This window comes from Kribbella sp. NPDC026611, assembly GCF_040638345.1.
GTDB lineage: Bacteria > Actinomycetota > Actinomycetes > Propionibacteriales > Kribbellaceae > Kribbella.
In genome coordinates this window covers 167,575-191,639 of record NZ_JBEZYC010000013.1, presented here as the reverse complement: position 1 = coordinate 191,639, position 24,065 = coordinate 167,575, and the positions used below count along the sequence as shown (strand labels likewise).

The following is a 24,065-nucleotide window of genomic DNA, read 5'->3' as shown; positions in this document are numbered from 1 at the left end:
TCCACGAGTTGCGATGACGATCTCGCAGCTCGCGCCCGAGCGTGCGCTGCGGCGGCTGGAGCTGACCGTCGTACGGCGGCTCGAGGGCTACCTGCACGGGGAACACCTGGGGCTGCTGCCCGGACCAGGAACCGAGCTTGCCGAGGCCCGCGCGTACCAGGTCGGCGATGACGTCCGGCGAATGGACTGGGCGGTCACCGCCCGGACCACGATCCCGCATGTCCGTGACCTGATCGCGGACCGCGAGCTGGAGACCTGGGCGCTCGTCGACCTGTCCGGCTCGATGGACTTCGGTACGTCGACGCTCGAGAAGCGGGAGTTGGCCGTCGCGGCCGTCGCCACGGTCGGGTTCCTGACCCACCGGCTGGGCGACCGGTTCGGCGGGCTGATGCTGCGCGACTCGGCGTTGCGGCGCTGGCCGGCGCGGTCCGGTCGGCTCGCGCTCTACGGCCTGCTGCGGGCGTTGCTCCAGGAGCAGTTCTCCGGTGACGAGGAAGTACACCGCAGCGACCTCGCCGCGGCGCTCGAGTCGATGGCGCGGACGCAACGCAAGCGGGGACTGCGCGTCGTCGTGTCCGACTTCCTCACCCCGCAGGACGGCGAGGTCGACAGCCGGCTCGAACCGTCCTGGGAGCGCGCGATGCGCAAGCTCACTGCGCAGCACCAGGTGCTCGCGGTCGAGATCGTCGACCCGCGCGAGCTGGAGATCCCGAACATCGGCGTGGTCACGATCGGTGATCCCGAGACCGGTGAGGTGCGCGAGCTGGATACCCGCCGGCGCAAGGTCCGGGAGGCGTTCTCGGTCGCCGCGCTCGCGCAGCGGGAACGAACCAGAGCCGCCCTGCGTAGGGTAGGTGCGGGACACCTCGTACTGCGGACCGACCGGGACTGGGTCGCGGACACGGTCCGGTTCGTGCTCGCCTATCGGCGGGTCGCGCCTCGCCTGCACCAACCGCCGAAGGGAGTGGCTCGCTGATGGAGTTCATCTCACCGGGTCGGTTGTGGTGGCTGCTGCTCATCCCGGTCGTCGTCGCCGGCTACATCTTCCTCCAGCACCGGCGGTCGCAGTACGCGCTGCGCTTCACCAACATCGCGCTGCTGGACCGGGTCGCGCCGCGGCGGCCGCAGTGGCGCCGGCACCTGGCAGTCGGGCTCGCGTTGCTCGCGGCGATGACGTGCATCCTCGCGTTCGCCCAGCCGAAGGACAAGGTCAAGGTGCCGCGCGAGCGGGCCACGATCGTGGTCGCGATCGACGTCTCGCTCTCGATGATGGCGACCGACATCGACCCGAACCGGCTGGAGGCGGCGAAGAAGTCCGCGAAGAACTTCATCAACCAGCTGCCGTCCAAGTTCAACGTCGCGCTGGTCAACTTCGCCGGTACCGCGTCGATCATCGTGCCGCCGACGACCGACCGCGCGACGGTACTGCGCTCGGTCGACGGGCTCGAGCTCGCCGAATCGACCGCCACCGGTGAGGGCATCTTCACGTCGCTGCAGGCGCTCACCCAGGTCCCGCCGGATCCGGACCACCCGCACGACCCGGCGCCGGCGCGCATCGTGCTGCTGTCCGACGGCAAGCGGACCGTCGGCCGGACCGCGCAGGAAGGCGCGCAGGAGGCCAAGGCGAAGCACACCCCGGTCTACACGATCTGCTTCGGCACCGACTCGGGCTTCATCGAGATGGACGGCATCCGGCAGCGGGTCCCACCGGACCGCGCCGAGCTGCGCAGCGTCGCCGAGATCAGCGGCGGCGAGGCGTACACGGCGGAGTCGGCCGGCGAGCTCGAGGACGTCTACAAGGACATCGGTTCCTCGGTCGGCTACGACGAGGTGGACAAGGAAGTCACCGCCCGCTTCGCCGGGATCGCAATGCTGTTCACCCTTGCCGCAGCCGGCGCCGTCATCGCCCTCGCCACCCGCTTCCCCTGATCGGCGCCCGCCACCCGCTTCTCCTGAGCGGTACCTGTGGCCGGTGCCGGGCTCGTCACCGCTTTGCCTGTGAATCGGCGTACGCGGTCAGCCAGGCGAGCGCTGAGTTCCAGTTGATTGCGACCTCGTTGGTCGAGTACGAGCCGATCTCGTCGAGGTAGCACTTCGCCGGGGCGCAGCCCGGGAGGTTGCGCTGGGCAACGGGATCCTGCAGGTGCGAGTTGGGTCCACCGGCCAGCGAGCCGGGGTACGGCGAGGGGAGCGCGGGGTTGAGCGAGTGCGCCCAGAAGCGGTGGTGCTGGTTGTGGCTGGCGCGTTCGCCGTACCCGGTGACGTAGGACTGGTTGATCGCGTTGCGGCCGAGCAAGTAGTCGAGGGACTCCAACGCAGCGTCACGGTCGCCGGCGAGGGCGAGGATCATCGCGTTGTTCGCGACGGCGCTATTGGAGCCCCAGACGTACTGGCCGTCGGCCGGCCTGTAGGGGTTCGCGTATCCCTGTGACTTCATGTCTTTGAGGTATTTAGCGGCGACGTTCGTGATCCGTTGGTGGAGCTTCCGCTGGTCGGGTGGTGACAGGCGCTCCGGCACGCGGGCGAGGGCGAGGTCGGCGAGGCCGCCTGTCTCCTGCCAGGAGAAGCCGTCCGCGGTCAGGGTGGTGGTGATGGCGCGTTTGTACGCCGCTTTGCCGGTGGTGGCGAACAGCTCCGCAGCGGCCCAGGAGAACTCGTCCGTGACCTTGGTGTCGTCGTACGCACCGCCGCCCTCGCCACCAGGTGGTGCGTAGACGTCCGGGTGCTGTTGAGCGGCCTTGTAGGCCGTCTGGGCGGCGGTCAGGCAACGGGCGGCGAAGGCGTGGTCCCAGCGCGCATAGACGCGGGCGCAGCGGGCGCCGACGGCAGCGAGGTTGAGGGTCGCCGCGGTCGAGACCGGGTAGAGGTAGCGCGGCTGCGGGTCGGCTGCGGGCGGGGTGCCGAGGGCGGTCCATTTCTCGTCGTGGACCTTGTGGTGGACCATGCCGGTCGGTGCCTGCATGCGGAGGAGGAAGTCGAGCTCCCACTTGGCCTCGTCGAGGACGTCGGGGATCCGGTTGCCGGCCTCCGGGATGTTGAGGGCAGGTCCGCCGCCGGTCTGCTCGTAGAGGTCGAGGAGCTGCCAGGCGGCGAGTGCGCCGTTGACGACGTACTTGCCATGGTCGCCGGCGTCGTACCAGCCGCCGCGGACGTCGAGGCTGTAGTCGCACGTGCCGGGGTAGCAGGGGACGTTCGTGTCGCCCTGGTTGGGTGCGATGCCGAGGTGGCCTGCTGGGCGGGCGTATTCCTCGCCCACGTACTTCGCCTCGATCGGGATGCCGCTGCGGTTGTTGTAGAAGTAGGCGAGCGCGTCGCGACGGAGGCCGGCGTACAGGTGCTTGCTGATGTCGAAAGGCTCGCTGACGTCGTTGCCTATGGCTAAGCGCAGGCCGGCACTCACGGTCCTGTAGTTGCTGAAGTCAATGAGTTGGACGTCATCACCGGAGAGGGCGTCGTGGCCGTAGGGCTTGGTCTTGCCAGTGGCAACGATCTGGTTGCTCTCGTCAACGAGGCGCCACTGCTGGGCGATCGTTGCCTCGGTCACGTAGGTGGCTCGCTTCGGGCCGTTGGCGACGTACCCGACTTGGTTGACGTGGACCGGTGAGCCGAAGTCGCGGATGCCGCCGGGCGGGAGGACGCCGCCGGTGACGGAGATGTTGTCGAGACACAGCGTGTACGGCGTGGTCGCGCCGCCGGCCTGGAACGAGATCTGGCCGTGCGTGTCGGTGACGGGGGAGGTGGCGGTGAACGTGAACGTCTGCGGGGTCGTTGTGGTGCTGACGGTCTGGTTGAGGACCGGGCCGTACGGCGCTGCCGCCTGCTGGAGGACGGCGTGGAACTGGGCCGGTTGGCTGGTCGATGCGTCGAAGGTGACCGTGTACGGCTGGTCCTGCTCGATCGGCACGTCGTCCTGGCCGATCATCGCGTCCCACGGGTTGGCGGTGCCTGCCGGGATCTCGGCGCACAGGCGGCCGTCGGTGAGCGCAGCGGGGACGTTCGTCCACCAGGGATCCTTCGTGGTGTCGAAGGTGCCGTTGAGGACACGTTCGTACGGCGGGTCGGCGGCGACGGCCGGGGTGGTGCCGAGGGGGAGCAGGATGGCGAGCAGCAGGGCGGGGCGGCGCATGATGCCTCCGACGGACTGGGAGCGCTTTCAGCTTTCGGCCATGCTGACCCCGTGCCAAGTGGTCGGTCAAGAGCTGAGGTCAAGTTTGGGAGCGCTACCAGATTTCAGCCCAGCGTCGGTCGTGCCCACCGGCTCGTGAGCGCTACTCTCTACGCACCCCCGACGCGCGAAGGACCCTGGTGAAGCTCCCGAAACGGCAAGTCACGCTCGACGAGGTCGCCGAGCGTGCCGGGGTGTCCCGGTCGGCCGCGTCCCGGGTGATCAACAACGCGCCGCACGTCAGCAAGGCGAAGCGGGAGGCGGTGCAGCGGGCGGTCGCCGCGCTCGGGTACGTGCCGAACGCAACGGCTCGCGCGCTCGCCACCCAGCAGGTCGGGGCGGTGGTGCTGGCGATCTCCAGCGACAACCCGCAGGTGTTCGCGGATCCGTTCTTCGCGGAGGTCGTGGTCGGGATCAGCTCGGTGCTGGAGGAGACGGAGCTCGAGCTGATTCTGATGATGGCGACGTCGAGCCGAGGTCAGACCCGGTTGGAGCAGCTGCTGCGGTCCCGGCAGGCCGACGGGGTGATGCTGATGTCGATGCACGGGGACGATCCGCTGGCGCGGCTCGCCGAGCAGGCCGACGTACCCGTGGTGTTTGGTGGGCGTCCGGTCGGCTTCGAACCGCGGTACTACGTCGACGCGGACAACCGCGGTGGCGCCCGGCTGGCGACTGAGCACCTCATCGCGGGCGGCCGAACGCGGATCGCGACGATCACCGGACGTATGGACGAGGGCGCCGGGACAGCGCGGTACAAGGGCTATCAGGAGGCGCTGGCGGTGGCCGGCCTAGACGCGAGCCGGGTCGTCCACGGCGACTTCTCCGAAGAGAGTGGCACTCGCGCCATGCATGAGCTGCTAGCCAGACACCCCGACCTGGACGCCGTCTTCATAGCCTCCGACCAGATGGCCATCGGCGCCCTCCGCGTCCTGCAGGATGCCGGCAAACAGGTCCCAGACGATGTAGCGGTAGTCGGCTTCAACGACATCACCACAGCCCGCCACACCACCCCACCCCTCACCACCATCAGCCAGCCAATCCAATCCCTGGGCAACCAAATGGCCCAAATGCTCCTCTCCCTCCTCGCCGGCAACCAACCAACCCCCCTCATCCTCCCCACCCGCTTGGTACTGCGCGCCTCAACCTGAGCCTGCGACACGATGGTGATGTAGTTGACACGGCGAGGTTACTGGTGTTGGAGGGGGTGGTGGTGCAAGATGTACCCGCCGGGATCTACGAGGTTGTTCGAGAACGCTGGGGAAGGCGCCCCTCGAGCACAGGAGGTCCCGGTGGCGACGACTCGTGGCGTTCTTTACGTCCACACCGTGCCGTCCGCGTTGTGCCCGCATGTCGAGTGGGCGGCGGGCGGCATCCTTGGCGTGCCCGTGAAACTGGATTGGACACCGCAGCCGGCGGCCCAGGGTCAGTACCGGGCCGAGCTGTCCTGGCAGGCGGAGGTCGGCACCGCGGCCAAGCTGGCGTCCGCCCTGCGCGGGTGGCAGAAGCTGCGGTTCGAGGTGACCGAGGAGCCGGGCAGCGGTGCGGAGGGCGAGCGGTACTCCTTCACGCCCACGCTGGGCGTCTTCCACGCGACCACCGGCGTACACGGCGACATCATGGTGCCGGAGGAGCGGCTGAAGGCGGCGATGCTGAAGGCGGCGAGCGGCGAGGCTGATCTGACCGAGGAGGTCGAGCGTTTGCTCGGCCGGCCGTGGGACGACGAGCTCGAGCCGTTCCGGTACGCCGGCGACGGCGCGCCGGTCCGCTGGCTGCATCAGGTCGTCTGAGGGGATCCTGAGAAGTTCAGAAGAAAGCTGTGAACCGGGCAGACTTCGCCGAACTTTTCGATGAGACTGAGCATCAGACATTCCACCAGGGTGGGAGGGGCCGTGGCCGCTGGGCCACCGGGTGTCGGGACACCCCCGGTTGTCGCACACAGCGGCCACTACCACGGTGAAGGGCGCGGACCTCAGGGTCCGCGCCCTTCGTGCGTCCCGCAGTACCCCCGAAGCCGCGCTGCCGCAGTACACCGAAACCCGGTCGTCCTGGGGTCGGGTTAGTGGGGTAGTTGGTAGGTGGCGAGGATGTAGCCCGACGGGGTTTGTGTGCTGTGGGCGAGGTGCAGTGGCGTTGCGGGGAGGGCGTTGAGGAGTTGGCGGCCGGTGCCTACGACGGTTGGGACGATGACGAGTCGGAGCTCGTCGACGAGGCCGGCGGTGAGCAGGGATCGGGTGACCGAGATGCTGCCGTGGATTCCGATGTCGCCGCCAGGCTTGCTCTTGAGGTCGCGGACGAAGTCGGTCAGGGCGCCGTCGATCCGGTGCGAGTTGGCCCACTCGGCCTCGAGCGGTGTCGAGGTCGCGACGTACTTCGGGGCGGCGTTGACGAACGACGCGAACGGTTCGATGTCGCTGGTCGGCCAGAACCCGGACCACTCGTCGTACGTGCGGCGCCCCAGGACGACCGTGTCCTGGGATGCGATGAGCTTGGCGCCGGCGGCGTCCACCTCGTCGTCCCAGCCGGTCAGGAACTGGTCAGCACCCTCGGCCACTCCATCGAGCGAGACGAAGAACGCTGCAACGACCTGGCGAGTGTTTGGCATGGGTGAACTCCTTCGGATGACTTGCTGGTCACCACTGCGTCGAGCAAGCCACCCGATTTTCGACACCACCGCCGAAAGCCGCCGTCCTCTACAGCGGAATGTTGCCGTGGGTGCCGCGGATCGGGCCGGTGATTTCGGCCTTGGCTATTGCGGTTGCCAGGGCTGAGCGGGTTCGGGTTGGCGAGACGACCTCGTCGACGACGCCGATTTCGCGGGCTCGGTCCAGGCCGCCGGCGATTTGCTCGTGTTCGGCGGCCAGTTCGGCTTCCACGGTGGGGCGGAGCTCGGGGTCGACCTCGGCCAGCCGGCGCCGGTGAAGGACCCGGACCGCGGCCACCGCACCCATCACGGCCACCTCGGCCCGCGGCCACGCGAACACCCGGGTCGCTCCCAGCGACCGCGCGTTCATCGCGATGTACGCCCCGCCGTACGTCTTCCGCGTCACCAACGTCACCCGCGGTACGACGGACTCCGCGAAAGCGTGCAGCAGCTTTGCGCCCCGCCGTACGACGCCGTCCCACTCCTGCCCGACCCCCGGCAGATACCCCGGTACGTCGACCAGCACCACCAGCGGCACCCCGAACGCGTCGCACATCCGCACGAACCGGGACGCCTTCTCCGCCGACAGCGCGTCCAGGCACCCGCCGAGCCGGAGCGGGTTGTTCGCGATCACGCCGACGGTCCGGCCGCCGAGCCGACCGAGCGTGGTGACGATGTTCGGCGCCCAGCGCTGGTGGAGCTCGACGGCGGAGTCCCCGTCGAGCACCCCTCCGACCAACGGGTGAACGTCGTACGCGCGCTTGGCCGACTCAGGCAGGAACCCGGACAGGTCCGTGTCTTCGACGTCGGTCGACATCGTGCCCTGGTTCGCGAGCAGATCGGTGAGCCGACGGGCCTGCGTCAGCGCCGCGGCCTCGGACTCGGTGGTGATGTGTACGACGCCGGACCGCCGCCCGTGCGGCTCGGGGCCGCCGAGGCGCAGCATGTCGACGTCCTCACCGGTCACCGAGCGGACCACGTCCGGCCCGGTGACGAAGATCCGGCCCTCCGGACCGAGGATCACGATGTCGGTGAGCGCCGGCCCGTACGCCGCTCCACCCGCCGCCGGGCCGAGCACGACCGAGATCTGCGGGATCTTCCCGGACGCCTGCGTCATCGCGTAGAAGATCCTGCCGACCGCGTGCAGGCTGAGCACGCCCTCGGCCAACCGGGCGCCGCCCGAGTGCCACAGGCCGATGATCGGGACCTGCTCGGCGCGGGCGACGTCGTACGCCCGGACGACGACGTCGCAGCCCTCGTCGCCCATCGCGCCACCCATCACGGTGGCGTCGGAGCAGAAGGTGACCACCGGCGCCCCGGCAATCCGTCCGCGAGCGGCGATCATCCCGGACAGGTTGTCCGGGGTGATCAGCTCCAGGCTGCCCGGGTCGAGCAGGTTCGTGAGCCGGGTGACCGGGTTCCGTGGGTCCAGCTCACGGGGCAGTTTCGCGGGTTTTGCCGGGGCGGTGGTCATGGGGTCCTCCTGGGTGCGGTTACACCGTTTTGAAGGCGATCGCGGCGTTGTGGCCGCCGAAGCCGAAGGAGTTGTTCAGGGCCGCGATGTCCCCGTCGGGCAGCTTGCGCTGCTCGGTCGCGACGTCGAGCTCGATCTGGTCGTCGAGCTTGTCCACGTTGATGGTGGGCGGCGAGACCCGGTGGTGCAGGGCGAGCACGGTGGCGACCGACTCGACCGCGCCGGCGCCGCCGAGCAGGTGGCCGATCATCGACTTCGGCGCGGTCGCGACCGCGTGGTCGGCGTCCTTGCCGAGCGCCTGCCGGATCGCCAGCGACTCCGCGATGTCACCCTGCGGCGTCGAGGTCGCGTGCGCGTTGATGTGGAAGATGTCGGCCGGGGTCAGGTCGCCCTCGGCCAGCGCCCGCTGCATCGCCCGCCGCGCACCGGAACCGGTCGGGTCCGGCTGCGCGATGTCGTGGCCGTCGGCGGAGACACCCGCACCGGCGAGCTCGGCGTAGATCGTTGCGCCACGCGCCTTCGCGTGCTCGTACGACTCCAGGATCAGCGCACCCGCGCCTTCACCGAGCAGGAAGCCGTCGCGGTCCACGTCCCACGGCCGCGAGGCCCGCTCCGGGTCGTCGTTGCGCTTGCTGAGCGCCTGCATCATCGCGAACGCGGCCACCGTCAGATCGAGGATGCTGCCCTCGGCGCCACCGGCGATCATCACGTCGGCGCGGCCGAGCCGGATCTGGTCCAGCGCCAGCCAGATCGCCTCGTTACCGGAGGCGCAGGCCGAGACCGGGGTGTGCACACCGGCCTTCGCACCGAACTCCAGGCTGACGTAGGCGGCGCTCGAGTTCGGCATCAGCATCGGGACGGCGAGCGGCGACACCCGGCGCGGGTTGGTCTTCAGCGCGTCGTAGTTCGTCAGGGTGGTATGCAGGCCGCCGATCCCGCTGGCCATCGCGACCCCGAGCCGCTCCTTGTCCAGGCCCGCGTCCTCGAGTCCTGCGTCCGCCCACGCCTCGCGCGCCGCGACCAGCGCGAACTGCGCGGTCCGGTCCAGCCGGCGGGCCTTCACCCGCTCGATCACCTCGGTCGGCTCGACCGCGGCCGGGGCGGCGATCTGCACGGCGAGCCGCTGGGCCCACTCGTCGGTCAGCCGCTTGGCGCCGGACCGGCCGGCCAGCAGACCTTCCCACGTGCTGGTCACGTCGCCCCCGATCGGGGTCGTGGCACCGAGCCCGGTGATGACGACTCGGGTCTTCGACATGGTTACCTCATCCTTCACGGGATAGCTGGGTCAGGGAGCGAGGGGCTGGTACTGCGGTACTGCTGACGTGCTGAAGCGCTGTGGCCGGCCGGGTGGTGCTCACCGAGGGGACCGGTGAGCACCGGCCAGCACACGGGCGACTGAAATCAGCCGTTCTGGGCGCGCTCGATGAACGCGACCGCGTCGCCGACGGTCTTCAGGTTCTTCACCTCGTCGTCGGGGATCTTGACGTCGAACTTCTCCTCGGCGGCCACCACGACCTCCACCATGGAGAGCGAGTCGACGTCGAGGTCGTCGGTGAAGGACTTGTCCAGCTGGACGTCCTCGACCGGGATGCCGGCGATCTCGTTCACGATCTCGGCGAGGCTGGAACGGATCTCTTCGGTGCTGGCCATCTCTTGGATTCCCTTTCGGATTTGCATTGGGTGCTACACCCGGTGCGGCCACCTGAGCCGCCCCGGACAACTATGGACTACCCCTGACTCAGGGCAGCCGTACGACCTGGGCGGCGTACACGAGGCCGGCGCCGAAGCCGATGATCAGGGCGAGGTCGCCGCTCCTGGCCTCACCGGACTCGCGCATCGCGGTGATCGCGAGCGGGATCGAGGCGGCCGAGGTGTTCCCCTGGCGCTCGATGTCGCGGGCGACCTTGACGTGCTCGGGCAGCTTGAGTGCCCGGCGCATGGCGTCGATGATCCGCATGTTCGCCTGGTGCGGGATGAACAGGTCGAGCTGCTCGGCCTTCACCCCGGCCAGGTCCAGCGCCTGCTGGGCGGTCCTCGCCATTTCGAACGACGCCCAGCGGAACACCGGGTTGCCGTCCATCCGCAGGTGCGGCCAGTTGTTGCTGGCGGCCGACTCCTGCCAGGACTCCTTCTGGCTGATCACCTCGTGCTGGGTGCCGTCCGAACCCCAGACCACAGGCCCGATCCCGGCCCGGTCGGCCGGTCCGACGATCGCGGCGCCGGCGCCGTCGGCGAAGAGGAACGCCGTACCGCGGTCGCTCCGGTCGGTCAGGTCGCTCAGCCGCTCGACACCGATCGCGAGCACGTACTTCGCGCTGCCGCCGCGGACCAGGTCGCTGGCCATCGCCACGCCGTAGCAGAAACCCGCGCAGGCCGCCGAGATGTCGAACGCGGCCGCCGTCGGGGCGCCGACCTCGACCGCGATCTGGGTCGCGATCGCGGGCGTTTGGTACAGGTGCGTGACGGTCGCGACGATCACGCAGCCGATCTCGCTCGGGTCGATCCCGGCGTCCGCGACCGCGTTCTTGGCCGCGTTGACCGACATCATCCGCACGGTCTCGTCGTCGCTCGCCCAGCGGCGTTCCTTGATGCCGGACCGCGTCTGGATCCACTCGTCGCTGGAGTCGATGTGCTCGAGGATCTCCGCGTTCGGAACCACCCGCCGCGGCCGGTACGACCCGACGCCGAGAATCCCGGCGTACTGCGCGCCCGACGACGCTTTGATGTCTACGGTCATGCGTTGCTCCCTGCGGGGTGGAGGCGGACCAGCGGTTGACCCGGCGCGACCGGGTCGCCTTCCTCGGCGAGCCACTCGACGACGATGCCGCCGTGCGGGGCGGTGACCTCGATCTCGTCGCGCAGGCTCTGCACCGTGGCGACCACCTCGCCGGCAGCCACGGTGTCACCAATCTCCCGGCGTACCGCGGCCGCGCGGGTGAAGGTGCCCTTGATCGGGGCGACCAGCAGGCGCCAGGTCGGACTCGCGTCGATCTCGGACGGGCTGCCGTGCCTCTCGACGAACGCGCGGGCGTCGTCGAGCTGATCCGGCGTCTTCAGCGCGAACGTCTCGACCCCCTTGAGCGCGCGCCGGGCGATCCCGGTGAGCGTGCCGGCCGGCGGCAGCTCGAGGATGCCGGTCACCTCGAGGTCGGCCATGGTCTGCATGCAGAGGTCCCAGCGGACCGGGGCGTTGACCTGCTGGACCAGTCGCTGCAGGACCTCGCGGCCGTCGTGGACGACGTGGCCGTCCCGGTTCGAGATCAGGCGGGTGCGCGGGTCGTGTGTGCTGATCGCGGTCGCGTACTTCGCCAGCGTCTGGACGGCCGGCTCCATGTGCTTGGTGTGGAAGGCGCCGGCGACCGAGAGCGGGATCAGCCGGGTCTTCGCGGGCGGGTCGGCGGCCAGCGCGGCCAGCTCCTCGACGGTGCCCGCGGCAACGATCTGACCGGGGCCGTTGTCGTTCGCGGCGGTCAGGCCGTGCTCGGCCAGCTTGGCCAGGATCTCGTCACGGTCGCCACCGAGGACGGCGGTCATCGACGTCGCGGTCTGCGCCGCGGCGGCAGCCATGGCCTTGCCGCGCTCGCGGACCAGGACCATCGCCTGCTCGGCGCTCAGAACGCCCGTACCGGCTGCGGCGGCCAGCTCACCGACGCTGTGGCCGGCGACCGCACCGACCTTGGTGAACGCGTCGGACGGCTGCGGGAAGACCGCCAGGGCGGCCAGCATGCTGGACGCGACCAGCAGCGGTTGCGCGATCGCGGTGTCCCGGATCGTGTCCGCGTCGGCCTGCGTGCCGTAGTGGGCGAGGTCGAGACCGGCGACCGCGGAGAGCCAGTTGAGCCGGCTCTCGAACACGGGATCCGCCAGCCACGGCTCGAGGAATCCTGGGGTCTGGGCACCCTGACCGGGCGCGACGATAACGAGCACGTCCTTACTCTCCCTCAGCGCGACCCCTGGTGAGCCGCAAGGCGAGCACGAATTCTACCGGCCCGGATTTGTGGGGATCCTACAAAACCGCGCTGCCCGGGTCGGGATTGAGCAGGCGACCCAACGTCAGTGCGACACGAAGTGTGAAAGCGTCGCGCGGATTGAGCGGGTTGTACCCCGTGATGTCGGCCACACGCTTCAGCCGGTACCGCACGGTGTTGGCGTGGATGAACATCGTCCGGGCCGTCGCCTCGATCGAGCCGCCGGAGTCGAGGTACGCCGAAACCGTGCCGAGCAGGACGCCATCGCCCACGGTGAGCGGGCCGTAGACCTCGTTCGCGAGCTGCCGGCGGGCGTGGCCGTCTCCGGAGAGTGACCGTTCGGGGAGGAGTTCGTCGGCCTGGACCGGCCGCGGAGCGCCCGGCCAGGCGGGTGCGGCGCGGAGCCCGGCGACGGCCGCGCGGGCCGACGTCACGGCCGACATCAGGTCTTTCACGACCGGGCCGACGACGATCGGGCCTGGTCCGAACCACTGGGCGAGCTTTTGTACGATCTCCACAGGTTTGCTTGTACCACCGAGTACTACGACCAGCCGGTCGCCCTGCATCGCGCACAGAGCGTCAGCACCCGCCTCGCGGGCCGCGTGCCGGACCATGTCGGCGACGTTGACCGTGCCGGTGCCCTCACTGGGCCTGGGCGGCACATCGGTGTCCCGGGCGCGTCCGACGACGACGGCGACCTCGGTGGATCCCGTCGTACCGGCTGCTCCGGTCCAGCCGAGGGCGGAGGCGCGGGAGCGGACCGACTCGTCTGCCTCGCCGCGGATGACGGAGTCGACGACGAGCGCTTCGAGTCTCGCGTCCCAGGCGCCGCGCATCTCGGCCGCCTGGGCGTAGACGGTGGCGGCGGCGAACGCGACCTCGCGGGCGTAGCGCTGCATCGCCTCGTGCACGACCGGTACGTCGGCCGGCGGGAGGAGGGTGCCGATGGTGTTCTCGATGGTCTCGATCGTGGTCCGCACGAGGTCGACGGTCTGGTGCAGCGAGATGACCCGGGTGAATTCCCGCGGCGCGGACCCGAAGATCCGGGTCGGCATCGAGGAGTGCGCCTCCGGGTCGCGGAACCACTCGACGAAGGCGGAGATCCCGGACTGCGCCACCAGCCCGATCCACGACCGATCCTGCGCCGACAGCTTCCCGAACCACGGCAACTTCGCGTCCATCGCCGCCATCGCAGCCGTAGCCAACGCTCCGGTAGCCCCCTGCAACCGCTCTGCCCGGGCCAGATGCACATCCACTCGCCGAGCCACCCTCCGACCATAACCCGTCACATGGCGGAGGATGGGGGTATGAGTGACAAGGCGGGTGTGGCGGAGGCTGTGGCCGCGTTGCGGGCCATTGGGTACTACCTCGAGCGGGACCGGCAGCCGACGCACCGGGTGAAGGCCTACCGTCGGGCCGCCGATACCATCGCCGCGTTGCCGGCCGCCGAGGTACGGGCGCGGAAACGGGCCGGGACGTTGACGGAGTTGCCGGGGATCGGGCCCAAGACGGAGGCCGTGATCCTGGAGGCGATGGACGGCGCGACACCGTCGTACCTCGTGAAACTCGAGGAGGCGGCGGGGGAGCTGACCACCGCCGGGCGGGAGATGCGGGCGGCGCTGCAGGCCGATCTGCATCTGCACTCGGAGTGGTCCGACGGTGGGAGCCCGATCGAGGAGATGGCGCGGACGGCGCACCGGCTGGGGCACAAGTACATCGCGCTGACCGACCACTCGCCGCGACTGACGGTCGCGAACGGGTTGTCGCGTGAGCGGCGGTTGCAGCAGCTCGAGGTCGTTGCCGAGCTCAACAAGAAGCTGGCCGACGAGCTCGACGGTTTCCGGATCCTGAACGGGATCGAGGTCGACATCAACGAGGACGGCACGCTGGACTGCGACACGGAGATCCTGGCGCGGTTGGACGTGGTCGTCGCCAGCGTGCACTCGAAGCTGCGGATGGCGTCCGAGCCGATGACCGAGCGGATGGTCCGCGCGATCGCGAACCCGCACGTCGACGTACTGGGCCATTGCACCGGTCGGCTGATCACCGGCGGCCGTGGGACGCGGCCGGAGTCGGACTTCGACGCCGAGGTGGTGTTCGAGGCGTGCCGTCAGTTCGGTACGGCGGTGGAGATCAACTCTCGCCCCGAACGGCTGGACCCGCCCAAGCGTCTCCTGTCCCTCGCTGTTGAAGCCGGCTGCTACTTCTCGATCGACACTGACGCCCACGCGCCCGGTCAACTCGACTGGCAACCGTACGGCTGCGAACGGGCCGAGGACTGTGGTGTCACCCCCGATCGCGTCATCAACACCTGGCCCGAAAACCAGCTCCTCGACTGGACCCACTGAAGTCCATCCCACGCGGTGCTACGCGCGGCTCCTCCGTCGCCGTGCTGCGCGCCGCTCCCACCCAGCCGTCTGTTCGGGGCTGGCGCCCCGGGGCTTCCGGCTGGCGCCGGGGTCTGCTCGCTGCGCTCGCGGTTGCGAGCTGGCGCTCGCTGCTGCGGGCTGGCGCACCATTCGCCGTACTGCTGGTGATGGGCTGAGGTGGTTCGACTCAGTCTAGGGGGCGCGGGAAATCTTCGGAGATTAAGTGCCACCAGGTGGCGTTTTTGTTCCGGAGACCTCACCGGGTGGAGGGAAGCCGGCGTGGTAGCTCGCGCGGATCGGCTACTGGCGTCGGACAAGGTGGTGAGGGCGACTAGCCCGGGCTGGCGTACTACGCGCCGTACCGCTTGCGCATGGTGCTGCTGGTAACCACCGCGGTGCTACGCGCGGCTCCTTCGTCGCCGTGCTGCGCGCCGCCCCACCCACCCTGTTGTTCGGCGGGCGCCCCGGTGTTCCCGGCGAGTGCCGGGGGTTCGCGGCTGCCGCCGCGGGGTTGCGAGCTGGCGCTCGCGGGTGACTACTCCGGGCTGGCGCCCGTGGGTGAACAGACGGTTCTATCGGATATTGCCGGCTGGTGCTGGGGTCCGATCGCTGATGCTCGCGGTGAGAGCTTCGGGATTGGTGGCGAGGAGTATTCCTGGTGCTGGTACGTGGTGCTGTTGGTGGCCACTGCTCGTGGGCCTGCAGGTTGGCGGGCGTGGGTTGACGAGATGTGGGGCGTCTGCTGGTTCTTCATCCCGGTCTGGTGTTCATAATCGTCGTGTGAGTGATCTGGAGCGGGATCCTGCGGAGACTCTTGGGTCTGGGGACTGTGATGGGCCGGCGCTCGAGGTGCTCGAGGGGCGGGAAGTGGTGTTGGGGCGGACTACTACGGTGCGGCGGCTATTGCCCAACAAGGATCGGCGGATGGTGGGGGCCTGGTGTTTCGTGGATCATTACGGGCCGGAGGACCTGAGTTCCCGGGTGGATTCCTACGGGGTGCCGGGGGAGCGGGGGATGCTGGTGCCGCCGCATCCGCATACTTCGCTGCAGACCGTTAGTTGGTTGTTCGAGGGGGAGATCGAGCATCGCGACAGTGTGGGGTCGCACGCGATGGTGCGGCCGGGGGAGTTGAACATCATGACGGCCGGCGATGGGATCGCGCACTCGGAGGTTTCGACGCCGACCGCGCCGCCGCGGCTGCATGGGGCGCAGTTGTGGGTTGCGTTGCCGGATTCGGTGCGGACTACTACTCCGCCGACGTTCAATGCGTACGCCGATCTGCCGCGGGTTGAGTTCGACGGGGCGCGCGGGACGGTGATGATGGGGACCGTGGCGGGAGCTACCTCGCCGGCGCCTGCCTACACGCCGTTGGTGGGGGCGGATCTGACGATCGACGCTGGCGGGACCCTTGACCTGCCGCTCGAGCCGGCCTACGAGTACGCCGTGCTGGTCGTGGATGGCGAGCTGAGTGTTGGGGAGCTGACGCCGGGGTTCGGCGAGATGGTGTATATCGGGGCGCGGCGGGAGGAGATCCGGCTGGTTGCTTCGCGCAATGGTGTGCGGTTCCTGCTGCTCGGGGGTGAGCCGTTCGAGGAGCAGTTGGTGATGTGGTGGAACTTCATTGGTCGGTCCCATGACGATATCGTTGCCGCGCGCAACGCCTGGCAGGACGCGATCAGTGCTGGAGGCAACGAGCGGTTCCGGATGGTGCCGGGGTACGACGGTGATCCGCTGCCGGCGCCGCCACTCCCGGCGACCACGCTCAAACCGCGACCGCGGTCCCGGTGACGACTCTCAAACCGCGACAGCTGTCCCGGTGACGACTCTCAAACCGCGACAGCTGTCCCGGTGACGACTCTCAAACCGCGACAGCTGTCCCGGTGACGACTCGGCGGCGGTAGTACGCCCAGGTGAGGACGAGCAAAGCCGGTCCCCACAGGTGCAGTGGGCTGTAGCAGGCGAGCATCAGCATCTTCCAGCCGGTGCCGGCGAACGGGATGAACGCGCCCCCGTACGCGTCCCGGAAGCCGTACGTCCAGATCGCGATCAGCGACAGCGAGCCCAGGACCGCCGGCACGATCGCGGCGGCGGGGTGGACCCGGCGGCCGCCGATGAGGGGGAGCCAGGTTGGGGCTACCTCGCCCCAGCGGCTGACCAGGCCCAGGGCGGTCAGCGCCAGGAGCTCGGAGACGATCGACAGGCTGACGACGTAGATCTTCGCCCCGACGCCGCCGAGGTGGCCGGGATTGCCGTTGGGGTCGAGCAGGCCCATCGAGGAGCCGAAGACCAGGCCCAGACGCCACACGCCGGACGGAAGCACCAGGAACGGAATCACATGGGCGAGGCGGTACGCCCAGCGCGGGACGGGACGCTCTGTGGTCTGCATACTCAGAGCATCGAACGACGACGCCAAGACCACCTCACCCGCGAGAGTGAGCCCCATCCCTCCCGAGAGCGTGAGCAGCTCAGAGCAGGTCGTGCTCCCGCGCGTACGCCACGGCCGCCGTCCGCGACGGGACGCCGAGCTTCGCGAAGACATTGGTCAAGTGCCGCGCGACCGTCTTGTCGCTCAGCACCAACCGCTCCGCGATCTCCCCATTACTGTTGCCAGCGGCCACTAATCGCAGGACGTCCACTTCCCGTGCCGTCAAACCACCAGCAACGCCCCGCCCCAGCAGCTTCTCTACAGCCAGCCGAGCCGGCGACGTCCCGAGCTCACCGAAGCTTCGGCAAGCAGCAGTCAGCTCAGCGAGCCCGGAGTCCTCGTCACCGAGCAGCCGAACCGCCCGCCCCACTACGACCTTGGCCCGGGCGACCTCGTAAGGAGCCCGCAGCTCGCCCCACAGCTGCATCGCCACCCTTGCCTGCGGCAACGCACGGTCCGGATCCTCATCCGCCAACGCCACCAGCGACAGACAGTACGCCGCCGACGCCCGCAACCCCGCACACCCGAACGCCGCCGCGATCGTCGACAACTCACCAGCCGCTGCCTCCGCCTCGGCCAACTCGTCGCCAGCGAGCAGTACCTCGACAGCACCCGCCAGCAACCGCGACCGATGCACCGGATCGCCCGTCTCCGCGAGCACCCGACGTACGGCGGCCACCGCGCCAGCGGCACGACCGCGCGCCACCATCAGCAACGCCCGGCCGGGCTGCGGCTCGTACCCGTACCGCGCCGCCTCGTCGTACGACGTCTCCGCCGCCGCGAGCTCCCCCCGGATCCGCAGGACGTCGCCACGCTCGCTCAACGCCAGCCCGGCCGCTACGTCCGACCCGGACGCCGCATAGCGCCGGCATGCGTCCTCGAACTCGGCGAGGGCCTCCGGATAGGCAGCGTGCAGTCGCAGGATCTGCCCGCGATGGACCGCGCACTGGCCGGTGAACGGGACCAGATCCGGCTGACTCTCGCACCACCGCGTGAGCGCGGTCGTCCAGGCGGACACCCGCCCGAAGTCCAGCACTTCCTGGCAGGCCTCGATCATCGCGCAGTACACAGTCCCGGCGAAGATCGGCGACAGTTCCCCGGCTGCGGCTCCGACCATCGCCTCGTCGAGTGTGGCCAGACCCTCCGGCACCTGACCGGCGTACATCAGCAGCCGGCCCTTGCACACCAATCCCTGCGCCAGCAGGTCCGGGTCGTCGTGCCGCCGCGCCACTGCGACGATCTCCTCCCCAATGGCCACCGCGCCGGCGAAGTCCGCCCGGTCAACGCATCGGAAGAAGTCGTGGATCAGGAGGTAACCCCGCTCGACCACGTCACCGGGACGATCGGCCAGCAGCCGTTCCGCACGCGCCGCCCAGCCGCTTCCGATCGCCGTCTCACCGCGCTCGTTCAGCACCCGCGCCAGCCAGAACGCGAACCGCACCGCGCCGAGCACCTCGCCGTTGCTGATCCGCAGCCGATAGCCGCGCTGCAGTGCCCGGATGCACGCGTCGGTGTCGCCGAGCAGGTACGCTGCCGTACCCAGCGTCAGCAGTTCGTCCGCACCGAGACCCGCCGAGCCGTCGGCCGCGGTCAGGCGGTCGTACGCAGCCGCCCAGTCGCGTCGCTCGAACGCGGACCGGGCGCGCTGCAGATCGTCGACAATCCCCATCAAGTGCCCCCAACCGCGAGCATGCACCGTCGACTCACGCGACGGCAAGGCTCCGGTCCGAGCGGGAGCGGGCCGCGATCCGGCGGGCGACGTACGCCGCGTCGCGGCCGACGCCGGGCAGCACCATCGAACTGAAGGCGTACTGGAAGCTCAGCCCGCAGAAGAACAGCCCAGGAGCGTTCTCCGCGACCCCGCGGAACTCCCGCGGCCAGCCGTCCGCGCCGGCGACCGGGACCTTGATCCAGTCGAAGACCTGCTGGAAGCCGGTCGCCCAGACCACGTTCGCGACGTCCAGCACGCGTCCGTCGGCGAGCATCGGCAGGCCGTGCTGCGTCCCCGTGACCCGGGCCGGCACCCGCTCGACCCCGCGCGCGAGCAGATCTGCCCGCTTGACCCGGATCATCGGACCGCCGTGGTGCCGGATCTCGGCCATCGCCTTCCGGCCGATCGGCGACCGGCGGGTCAGCACGTGCCGCCAGGCGAACAACATGACCGGCCAGAACAGGGCCTGACCCGGCCGGCCCGGCGTGAACGGCACCTGACCGGGATCGCGACCGCACAGGATCGTCTCGTGCGTCTGCGCGACCTCGTACGCGATATCGGTCCCGGAGTGCGAGCCGCCCACCACGAGAACGGCTCCGTCCTTGAGCTGCTCCGGCCGCTGGTACTCCGACGAGTGCAGTTGCCGGACGGCCGGATCCAGGTCGACCGCGAAGTCCGGGACGTACGGCGTCCGTCCGAAGGTCCCGGTGGCCACGACGACGTTGTCCGCGCTCAGCTGCTCGCGTCCGACGGTGACGATCCACCGGTCGTCGAGCCGCTCCAGCTTGTCGACCCGGGCGTTGTGCTGGATCGGCAGGTCGAACCGGGCGGCGTACGCCGTGAGGTAGTCGGCGACCTCGTCCTTGCCGGGGTAGTGCCAGGGCTCGCCCGGGAACGGCAGACCGGGCAGACCGTCGTACTTCGCCGGCGAGTAGAGCCGGAGGCTGTCCCAGTGCGACCGCCACTGGTCTCCCAGCCGCGCGCTGCCGTCGAGGATCGTGAACGGCTCACCGAGCCGCTGTAGGTGGTAGCCGGTGGCGAGCCCGGCCTGTCCCGCGCCGATGATGATGGTGTTCATGCCGTCGACGGTAGGAATTCCGGGGCACCCGCCGCGTCGGACGGACTACGCAACTTCGTCCCGCGCCGGCTACGAGGTTTGTCGTAGGTCGGTGTAGACGCCGGCGAGGCTCAGCTCGTCGGTGAAGTGGCAGCGCGGGATGCTCTCGGGCTCCTCAGCGGCACAGATCGGCTGGGCGTACGGGCACCGCGGCTGGAACCGGCAGCCGGTGAAGTCCTCCGAAGGCGACGGCACCTCCCCGGCCGGGAGTACGTCGTCCCGCCGCCGCAGGCGCGGATCCGGTCGCGGGACCGAACGCAGCAGCGCCTCCGTGTAGGGATGCCGAGGCTGCTCGAAGAGGTCCTCGGTCTCGGCCTCCTCCACGATCCGGCCGAGGTACATCACCGCCACCCGGTCGCACAGGTGCTGGATCACCGACAGGTCGTGCGAGATGAACACGTACGTCAGCCCGAGCTCGTCCTGCAGGTCCTCGAGCAGGTTGAGGATCTGGCTGCGGACCGAAACGTCCAGCGCACTCACCGCCTCGTCGGCGACGACCAGCTGCGGCTCAGTCACCAGCGCTCGCGCGATGCCGATCCGCTGCCGTTCGCCGCCGGAAAAGGCGTGCGGGTAGCGCCGCATCAGCTCCGGGCGCAGGCCGCAGCGGCGCAGGGTCTCCGCGACCCGATCGGTGAGCTCGCTGCCGGACGCCAACCGGTTCACGACCAGCGGCTCGGCGACGATCTGCCGGACGGTCATCCGCGGGTTCAGCGACGAGTTCGGGTCCTGGAAGACGGTCCGGATCTCGGTGCGCAGCGGCCGGAGCTCGGCACGCGAGAGGGCTGCCAGGTCGACAGGTCCCGCGGCGGAGTCGTAGATCATCCGCCCGGCCGACGGTTTGTGGGCGCGCAGGATGCAGCGTCCGAGCGTCGTCTTGCCGCAGCCGGACTCGCCGACGAGGCCGAGCGTCTCACCACGCCGTACGACGAGATCTACGTCGTCGACCGCGTGCACGGTCGCCCGGTTGCGCCGCCCGAAGAGCCCAGCGCCACCCGTGAACCGCATGGACAGCCCTTCGACCCGCAAGATCTCAGACATCAGCCGTCACCTCCAGCAAGTCACGCCCGCCGCGGATGCTCTCTGCAGTGGGGTAGTGCACACAGCGCACGTCCCGCTGCCCGTCGCCGACCAGCGGCGGGTTCGCCACCTCGCACTGCCCAGGTACGACGTGATCGCAGCGCGTGCGGTACGGACACCCGGTCGGCCGTTGCTGCGGATGCGGGACCTGACCGCGGATCGTCGGCAACCGCCGCCGCGCGCGCCGCTCGATCCGCGGCACCGACCGCAGCAGCGCCCGCGTGTACGGATGCCGCGGATCGTGGAACAGCGAATCCACGTCGCACTCCTCGACCACGTTCCCGAGGTACATCACCGCGACCCGGTCCGCGACCTCCGCCACCACACCCAGGTCGTGCGTGATGAACAGGATCGCCATCTCCCGCTCCTCCTGCAGCGTCCGCAGCAGCCGCAGGATCTGAGCCTGGGTGGTCACGTCCAGCGCTGTCGTCGGCTCGTCGGCGATCAGCAGCCGCGGTCGGCACGCGAGCGCCATCGCGATCATCGCGCGCTGCCGCATCCCGCCGGACAGCTGGAACGAGTACGCGTCGATCCGTCGCTCCGGCTGCGGGATCCCGACGCTGCGGAGCTCGGCGATCGCCCGCTCGCGCGCCTCCTTCTTGCCGAGCTCTTCGTGCAGCCGCAGTACTTCGACCAACTGCTGGCCGATCGTGTGCACCGGGCTGAGCGCGGCCATCGGCTCCTGGAAGACCATCCCGATCTCCTTGCCGCGGATCCGCCGCAGCTCCGGCCCGCCCGGGTCCAGCGCCGCCAGATCGACCACGCCCGCGGCCGAGCGAAACTTGATGCTTCCGGCAACAATGCGCCCAGGTGGATCGACCAGGCGCAGGATCGACCGCGCGGTCACGCTCTTGCCGCAGCCGGACTCGCCGACGACGCACACGGTCTGGCCGGGTTCGACCCGCAGGCCGACGTCGTCGACGGCCTTGACCACGCCGTCGGCAGTGTCGAACTGCGTGCTCAGCTCCGAGATCTCCAGCAGCGGTTCGATAGCAGCCCCCTCAGGACTCGTACGGATCGGCGGCATCCCGCAGACCGTCGCCGACGAAGTTCAAGGCCAGCACCGCGATCACCACTGCGGCTCCGGCGGCCAGCAGCCACGGCGCCGCGGTGAGGACGCGGATGCTCTGCGCCTCACCCAGCAGCACACCCCAGCTCACCACCGGTGCCTGCAGCCCGAGGCCGAGGAAAGAGAGCGCGGTCTCGCCGAGGATCATCCCGGGTACGGCGAGCGTCAGCGACGCGATGATGTGACTCGTGAAGGCGGGCAGCATGTGCCGGCCGACCACTCGGTGCCAGCGCGCGCCGTCCAGCTCGGCGGCGAGCACGAAGTCCTCGCCACGGATCTGCAGGAACCGGCTGCGGATCACCCGCGCCAGCCCGGTCCAGCCGATCAGCGACAGGATCAGCGTGATCGCGAAGTACGTCTTCAGCGCACCCCACCCGGGCGGTACGGCGGCCGCCAGCCCGAGCCAGAGCGGCAGCGTCGGGATCGACATGAAGAACTCGATGACCCGCTGCACGATCCCGTCGGTGAGACCGCCGAAGTACCCGGAGATGCCGCCGAGGAGCAGCCCGAGGATCAGTGCGGCGGCGACGCCGATCAGGCCGACCGACATCGAGATCCGGGCGCCGTAGATGATCCGGGACAGGTTGTCGCGGCCCTGGTCGTCGGTGCCGAGCAGATGGAACGGCGCGCCCGGCTGACTCGGCCCGATGAGGTGCCGGTCGGAAGGAATCAGCCCCCAGAGCTTGTAGTGATCACCTTTGGCGAAGAGCCGGACGCCGTACCGCTGCGACTTGTCGACGGCGTAGTCCCGGAGCAGCGTTTCCGGGTTGGCCTTGCCGGTGTACCCGTTGACGAACACGCGCGGGCTCGACGTCAGCGAGATCTTCACGACCTGCGGGGGAGCGAAGGCGCGGTCGGCGGCGTACGTGTCCTGCGCCTGCGGCGCCAAGAACTCGCAGAAGGCCGCGGTGAGATAGATGAGACCGACGATCCACAGCGACACCACCGCGAGGCGGTTGCGTTTGAAACGACGCCAGACGAGGGCTCGCTGGGACGCCAGTGCCAGCTCGGGTTCGGTCTCCAAAACCTCGACAGTGGTCATGTGCCGAACCCGATCCGGACCCGGGCGTCGACGGCGGCGAGCAGCAGGTCGGAGATCAGCGTGCCGATCACCGTGAGCACACAGGCGATCAGGATGATCCCGCCGGCCAGGTACATGTCCTGGCTCTTCAGCGCGTTCAGCAACAGCGGCCCGGTGGTCTCCAGCCCGAGGACGCTCGCGACTAGGACCTCGCCGTCGAAGAGCGCCGGGATGGTCCAGCCGATGGTCGCGATGAACGGGTTGAGCGCGACCCGCGTCGGGTAGCGCAGCAGCAACCGCCGCTCGTCGAGCCCTCGAGCCCGGGCGGCGGTGACGTACGGCTTGTGCAGCTCGTCGAGCAGGTTGGCCCGCAGGACCCGGATCGTGCCGGCGATACCGCCTGAGGCGAGGACGAGCACCGGCAGCCAGAGGTGCCGGAGCAGGTCGAGCACCTTGCCGAGGTTCCACGCGGCGCCCTCGAACTCCGGTGAGAGGATGCCGGACACCGTCCAGCCGAAGAGCTTGAACTGCAGGTACACCGCGGTCAGCGCGATCAGGAACCCCGGTACGGCGAGACCGAGCAACGTCAGCGTGGTGATCACGTAGTCGGCCTTCGAGTACCGCCGCGCCGCGGAGTAGATGCCGGCCACCAGCGCGACGCTCCAGCCGAACAACCACGTGACCAGGCCGAGGCCCATGGTCAGCGGCAGCCGTTCGCCGAGCAGCGTCGCGACCGGCTTGTTGTACTCGAAGGACTGCCCGAAGTCGCCGTGCAGGATGATGTTCGACATCCAGCGCAGGTACTGCTCGAACGGCGACTGGTCGAGCGCGTACTGCTGCTTGAGCGCCTCGAGCTGGTCGGAGCCGACGGTCTGGCCCTGCTGCTGCAGCCGGGCGACGACCGTGGTCAGGAAGTCGCCCGGCGGCAGCTGGATGATCAGGAACGACACCAGCGAGATCAGCAGGACGGTGGGCAGCATCGCCAGCAGGCGACGGAGCAAGTAGCCGGCCATCGGATCCCTTCTGCG

The 24,065-nt window shown here is 69.5% G+C and carries 21 protein-coding genes; 6 read left to right on the top strand and 15 right to left on the bottom strand.

Going from position 1 to position 24,065, the window contains the following annotated elements; all coding sequences use genetic code 11:
• The first annotated feature begins 13 nt into the window (after positions 1 to 13).
• On the top strand, positions 14 to 976 hold the full coding sequence (locus tag AB0E69_RS38065) for a DUF58 domain-containing protein (RefSeq protein ID WP_360158147.1): 963 nt from the start codon (positions 14 to 16) through the stop codon (positions 974 to 976).
• Positions 976 to 1,929 carry a VWA domain-containing protein gene (locus AB0E69_RS38060; RefSeq protein ID WP_360158144.1) on the top strand — a complete coding sequence of 318 codons (954 nt, stop codon included), beginning with the start codon at positions 976 to 978 and terminating at the stop codon, positions 1,927 to 1,929. Before AB0E69_RS38065 ends, AB0E69_RS38060 begins: the two co-directional genes overlap by 1 nt.
• A 55-nt stretch (positions 1,930 to 1,984) precedes the next feature.
• On the opposite strand, the gene AB0E69_RS38055 is transcribed toward AB0E69_RS38060, so the two are convergent.
• Positions 1,985 to 4,126, bottom strand: coding sequence for a glycoside hydrolase family 9 protein (locus AB0E69_RS38055; RefSeq protein ID WP_360158141.1), 2,142 nt, complete (start codon positions 4,124 to 4,126; stop codon positions 1,985 to 1,987).
• A 179-nt stretch (positions 4,127 to 4,305) separates the two neighbouring features.
• Between AB0E69_RS38055 and AB0E69_RS38050 the strand changes: the two genes are divergently transcribed.
• Positions 4,306 to 5,313, top strand: coding sequence for a LacI family DNA-binding transcriptional regulator (locus AB0E69_RS38050; protein WP_360158138.1), 1,008 nt, complete (start codon positions 4,306 to 4,308; stop codon positions 5,311 to 5,313).
• 141 nt (positions 5,314 to 5,454) lie between these two features.
• Positions 5,455 to 5,952, top strand: coding sequence for a DUF3145 domain-containing protein (locus AB0E69_RS38045; RefSeq protein ID WP_360158134.1), 498 nt, complete (start codon positions 5,455 to 5,457; stop codon positions 5,950 to 5,952).
• Positions 5,953 to 6,221: 269 nt separating this feature from the next.
• Here AB0E69_RS38045 and AB0E69_RS38040 read toward each other — a convergent pair whose 3' ends face one another.
• From AB0E69_RS38040 to AB0E69_RS38010, 7 genes are all read right to left on the bottom strand, one after another.
• Positions 6,222 to 6,767 (bottom strand): dihydrofolate reductase family protein, encoded by a 546-nt coding sequence (locus tag AB0E69_RS38040; protein WP_360158131.1) that lies wholly within the window; start codon positions 6,765 to 6,767, stop codon positions 6,222 to 6,224.
• Positions 6,768 to 6,855: 88 nt separating this feature from the next.
• Positions 6,856 to 8,280 (bottom strand): carboxyl transferase domain-containing protein, encoded by a 1,425-nt coding sequence (locus AB0E69_RS38035; protein WP_360158128.1) that lies wholly within the window; start codon positions 8,278 to 8,280, stop codon positions 6,856 to 6,858.
• Between the two features lie 19 nt (positions 8,281 to 8,299).
• Positions 8,300 to 9,535 (bottom strand): beta-ketoacyl-ACP synthase II, encoded by a 1,236-nt coding sequence (gene fabF, locus AB0E69_RS38030; protein ID WP_360158125.1) that lies wholly within the window; start codon positions 9,533 to 9,535, stop codon positions 8,300 to 8,302.
• A gap of 146 nt (positions 9,536 to 9,681) precedes the next feature.
• Entirely contained in the window at positions 9,682 to 9,930 is a 249-nt protein-coding gene (locus AB0E69_RS38025) for an acyl carrier protein (protein ID WP_130380551.1), read from the bottom strand.
• 88 nt (positions 9,931 to 10,018) lie between these two features.
• A complete protein-coding gene (locus tag AB0E69_RS38020) occupies positions 10,019 to 11,017 on the bottom strand; it encodes a beta-ketoacyl-ACP synthase III (RefSeq protein ID WP_360158122.1) in 999 nt (332 codons plus the stop codon).
• Positions 11,014 to 12,207, bottom strand: a complete 1,194-nt coding sequence (locus AB0E69_RS38015) for an acyltransferase domain-containing protein (protein WP_360158119.1) — start codon at positions 12,205 to 12,207, stop codon at positions 11,014 to 11,016. Before AB0E69_RS38015 ends, AB0E69_RS38020 begins: the two co-directional genes overlap by 4 nt.
• Before the next feature lie 79 nt (positions 12,208 to 12,286).
• Positions 12,287 to 13,516 (bottom strand): helix-turn-helix domain-containing protein, encoded by a 1,230-nt coding sequence (locus AB0E69_RS38010; protein WP_360158116.1) that lies wholly within the window; start codon positions 13,514 to 13,516, stop codon positions 12,287 to 12,289.
• 39 nt (positions 13,517 to 13,555) lie between these two features.
• On the opposite strand from AB0E69_RS38010, the gene AB0E69_RS38005 reads away from it, so the two are divergent.
• Positions 13,556 to 14,596 carry a PHP domain-containing protein gene (locus tag AB0E69_RS38005; protein ID WP_360158113.1) on the top strand — a complete coding sequence of 347 codons (1,041 nt, stop codon included), beginning with the start codon at positions 13,556 to 13,558 and terminating at the stop codon, positions 14,594 to 14,596.
• Positions 14,597 to 15,397: 801 nt separating this feature from the next.
• The gene (locus AB0E69_RS38000) at positions 15,398 to 16,405 is read left to right on the top strand and encodes a pirin family protein (protein WP_360158110.1); all 1,008 of its coding nucleotides are present in this window, start codon (positions 15,398 to 15,400) and stop codon (positions 16,403 to 16,405) included.
• 70 nt (positions 16,406 to 16,475) lie between these two features.
• Here the strand turns inward: AB0E69_RS38000 and AB0E69_RS37995 are convergent, their stop codons facing one another.
• The 7 genes from AB0E69_RS37995 to AB0E69_RS37965 form a co-directional block, all read right to left on the bottom strand.
• Positions 16,476 to 17,003, bottom strand: coding sequence for a hypothetical protein (locus tag AB0E69_RS37995; protein ID WP_360158107.1), 528 nt, complete (start codon positions 17,001 to 17,003; stop codon positions 16,476 to 16,478).
• Between the two features lie 79 nt (positions 17,004 to 17,082).
• The gene (locus AB0E69_RS37990) at positions 17,083 to 18,711 is read right to left on the bottom strand and encodes a helix-turn-helix transcriptional regulator (protein WP_360158104.1); all 1,629 of its coding nucleotides are present in this window, start codon (positions 18,709 to 18,711) and stop codon (positions 17,083 to 17,085) included.
• Positions 18,712 to 18,745: 34 nt separating this feature from the next.
• Positions 18,746 to 19,831, bottom strand: coding sequence for an NAD(P)/FAD-dependent oxidoreductase (locus AB0E69_RS37985; protein WP_360158101.1), 1,086 nt, complete (start codon positions 19,829 to 19,831; stop codon positions 18,746 to 18,748).
• Between the two features lie 69 nt (positions 19,832 to 19,900).
• Entirely contained in the window at positions 19,901 to 20,908 is a 1,008-nt protein-coding gene (locus tag AB0E69_RS37980; protein ID WP_360158098.1) for an ABC transporter ATP-binding protein, read from the bottom strand.
• Positions 20,901 to 21,974, bottom strand: a complete 1,074-nt coding sequence (locus AB0E69_RS37975) for an ABC transporter ATP-binding protein (RefSeq protein ID WP_360158095.1) — start codon at positions 21,972 to 21,974, stop codon at positions 20,901 to 20,903. Before AB0E69_RS37975 ends, AB0E69_RS37980 begins: the two co-directional genes overlap by 8 nt.
• Positions 21,949 to 23,058, bottom strand: a complete 1,110-nt coding sequence (locus tag AB0E69_RS37970) for an ABC transporter permease (protein WP_360158092.1) — start codon at positions 23,056 to 23,058, stop codon at positions 21,949 to 21,951. The genes AB0E69_RS37975 and AB0E69_RS37970 overlap by 26 nt, the downstream gene beginning before the upstream one ends.
• On the bottom strand, positions 23,055 to 24,050 hold the full coding sequence (locus tag AB0E69_RS37965; RefSeq protein ID WP_360158089.1) for an ABC transporter permease: 996 nt from the start codon (positions 24,048 to 24,050) through the stop codon (positions 23,055 to 23,057). Before AB0E69_RS37965 ends, AB0E69_RS37970 begins: the two co-directional genes overlap by 4 nt.
• Between the last annotated feature and the right edge of the window lie 15 nt (positions 24,051 to 24,065).

Bases quoted from the DNA above. Each gene is read 5' to 3' on its own strand.
- AB0E69_RS38065 (WP_360158147.1), top strand. From the start codon at position 14: ATGACGATCTCGCAGCTCGCGCCCGAGCGTGCGCTGCGGCGGCTGGAG.
- AB0E69_RS38060 (WP_360158144.1), top strand. From the start codon at position 976: ATGGAGTTCATCTCACCGGGTCGGTTGTGGTGGCTGCTGCTCATCCCG.
- AB0E69_RS38055 (WP_360158141.1), bottom strand. From the start codon at position 4,126: ATGCGCCGCCCCGCCCTGCTGCTCGCCATCCTGCTCCCCCTCGGCACC.
- AB0E69_RS38040 (WP_360158131.1), bottom strand. From the start codon at position 6,767: ATGCCAAACACTCGCCAGGTCGTTGCAGCGTTCTTCGTCTCGCTCGAT.
- AB0E69_RS38035 (WP_360158128.1), bottom strand. From the start codon at position 8,280: ATGACCACCGCCCCGGCAAAACCCGCGAAACTGCCCCGTGAGCTGGAC.
- fabF (WP_360158125.1), bottom strand. From the start codon at position 9,535: ATGTCGAAGACCCGAGTCGTCATCACCGGGCTCGGTGCCACGACCCCG.
- AB0E69_RS38025 (WP_130380551.1), bottom strand. From the start codon at position 9,930: ATGGCCAGCACCGAAGAGATCCGTTCCAGCCTCGCCGAGATCGTGAAC.
- AB0E69_RS38020 (WP_360158122.1), bottom strand. From the start codon at position 11,017: ATGACCGTAGACATCAAAGCGTCGTCGGGCGCGCAGTACGCCGGGATT.
- AB0E69_RS38005 (WP_360158113.1), top strand. From the start codon at position 13,556: ATGAGTGACAAGGCGGGTGTGGCGGAGGCTGTGGCCGCGTTGCGGGCC.
- AB0E69_RS37995 (WP_360158107.1), bottom strand. From the start codon at position 17,003: ATGCAGACCACAGAGCGTCCCGTCCCGCGCTGGGCGTACCGCCTCGCC.
- AB0E69_RS37990 (WP_360158104.1), bottom strand. From the start codon at position 18,711: ATGGGGATTGTCGACGATCTGCAGCGCGCCCGGTCCGCGTTCGAGCGA.
- AB0E69_RS37985 (WP_360158101.1), bottom strand. From the start codon at position 19,831: ATGAACACCATCATCATCGGCGCGGGACAGGCCGGGCTCGCCACCGGC.
- AB0E69_RS37980 (WP_360158098.1), bottom strand. From the start codon at position 20,908: ATGTCTGAGATCTTGCGGGTCGAAGGGCTGTCCATGCGGTTCACGGGT.
- AB0E69_RS37975 (WP_360158095.1), bottom strand. From the start codon at position 21,974: ATGCCGCCGATCCGTACGAGTCCTGAGGGGGCTGCTATCGAACCGCTG.
- AB0E69_RS37970 (WP_360158092.1), bottom strand. From the start codon at position 23,058: ATGACCACTGTCGAGGTTTTGGAGACCGAACCCGAGCTGGCACTGGCG.
- AB0E69_RS37965 (WP_360158089.1), bottom strand. From the start codon at position 24,050: ATGGCCGGCTACTTGCTCCGTCGCCTGCTGGCGATGCTGCCCACCGTC.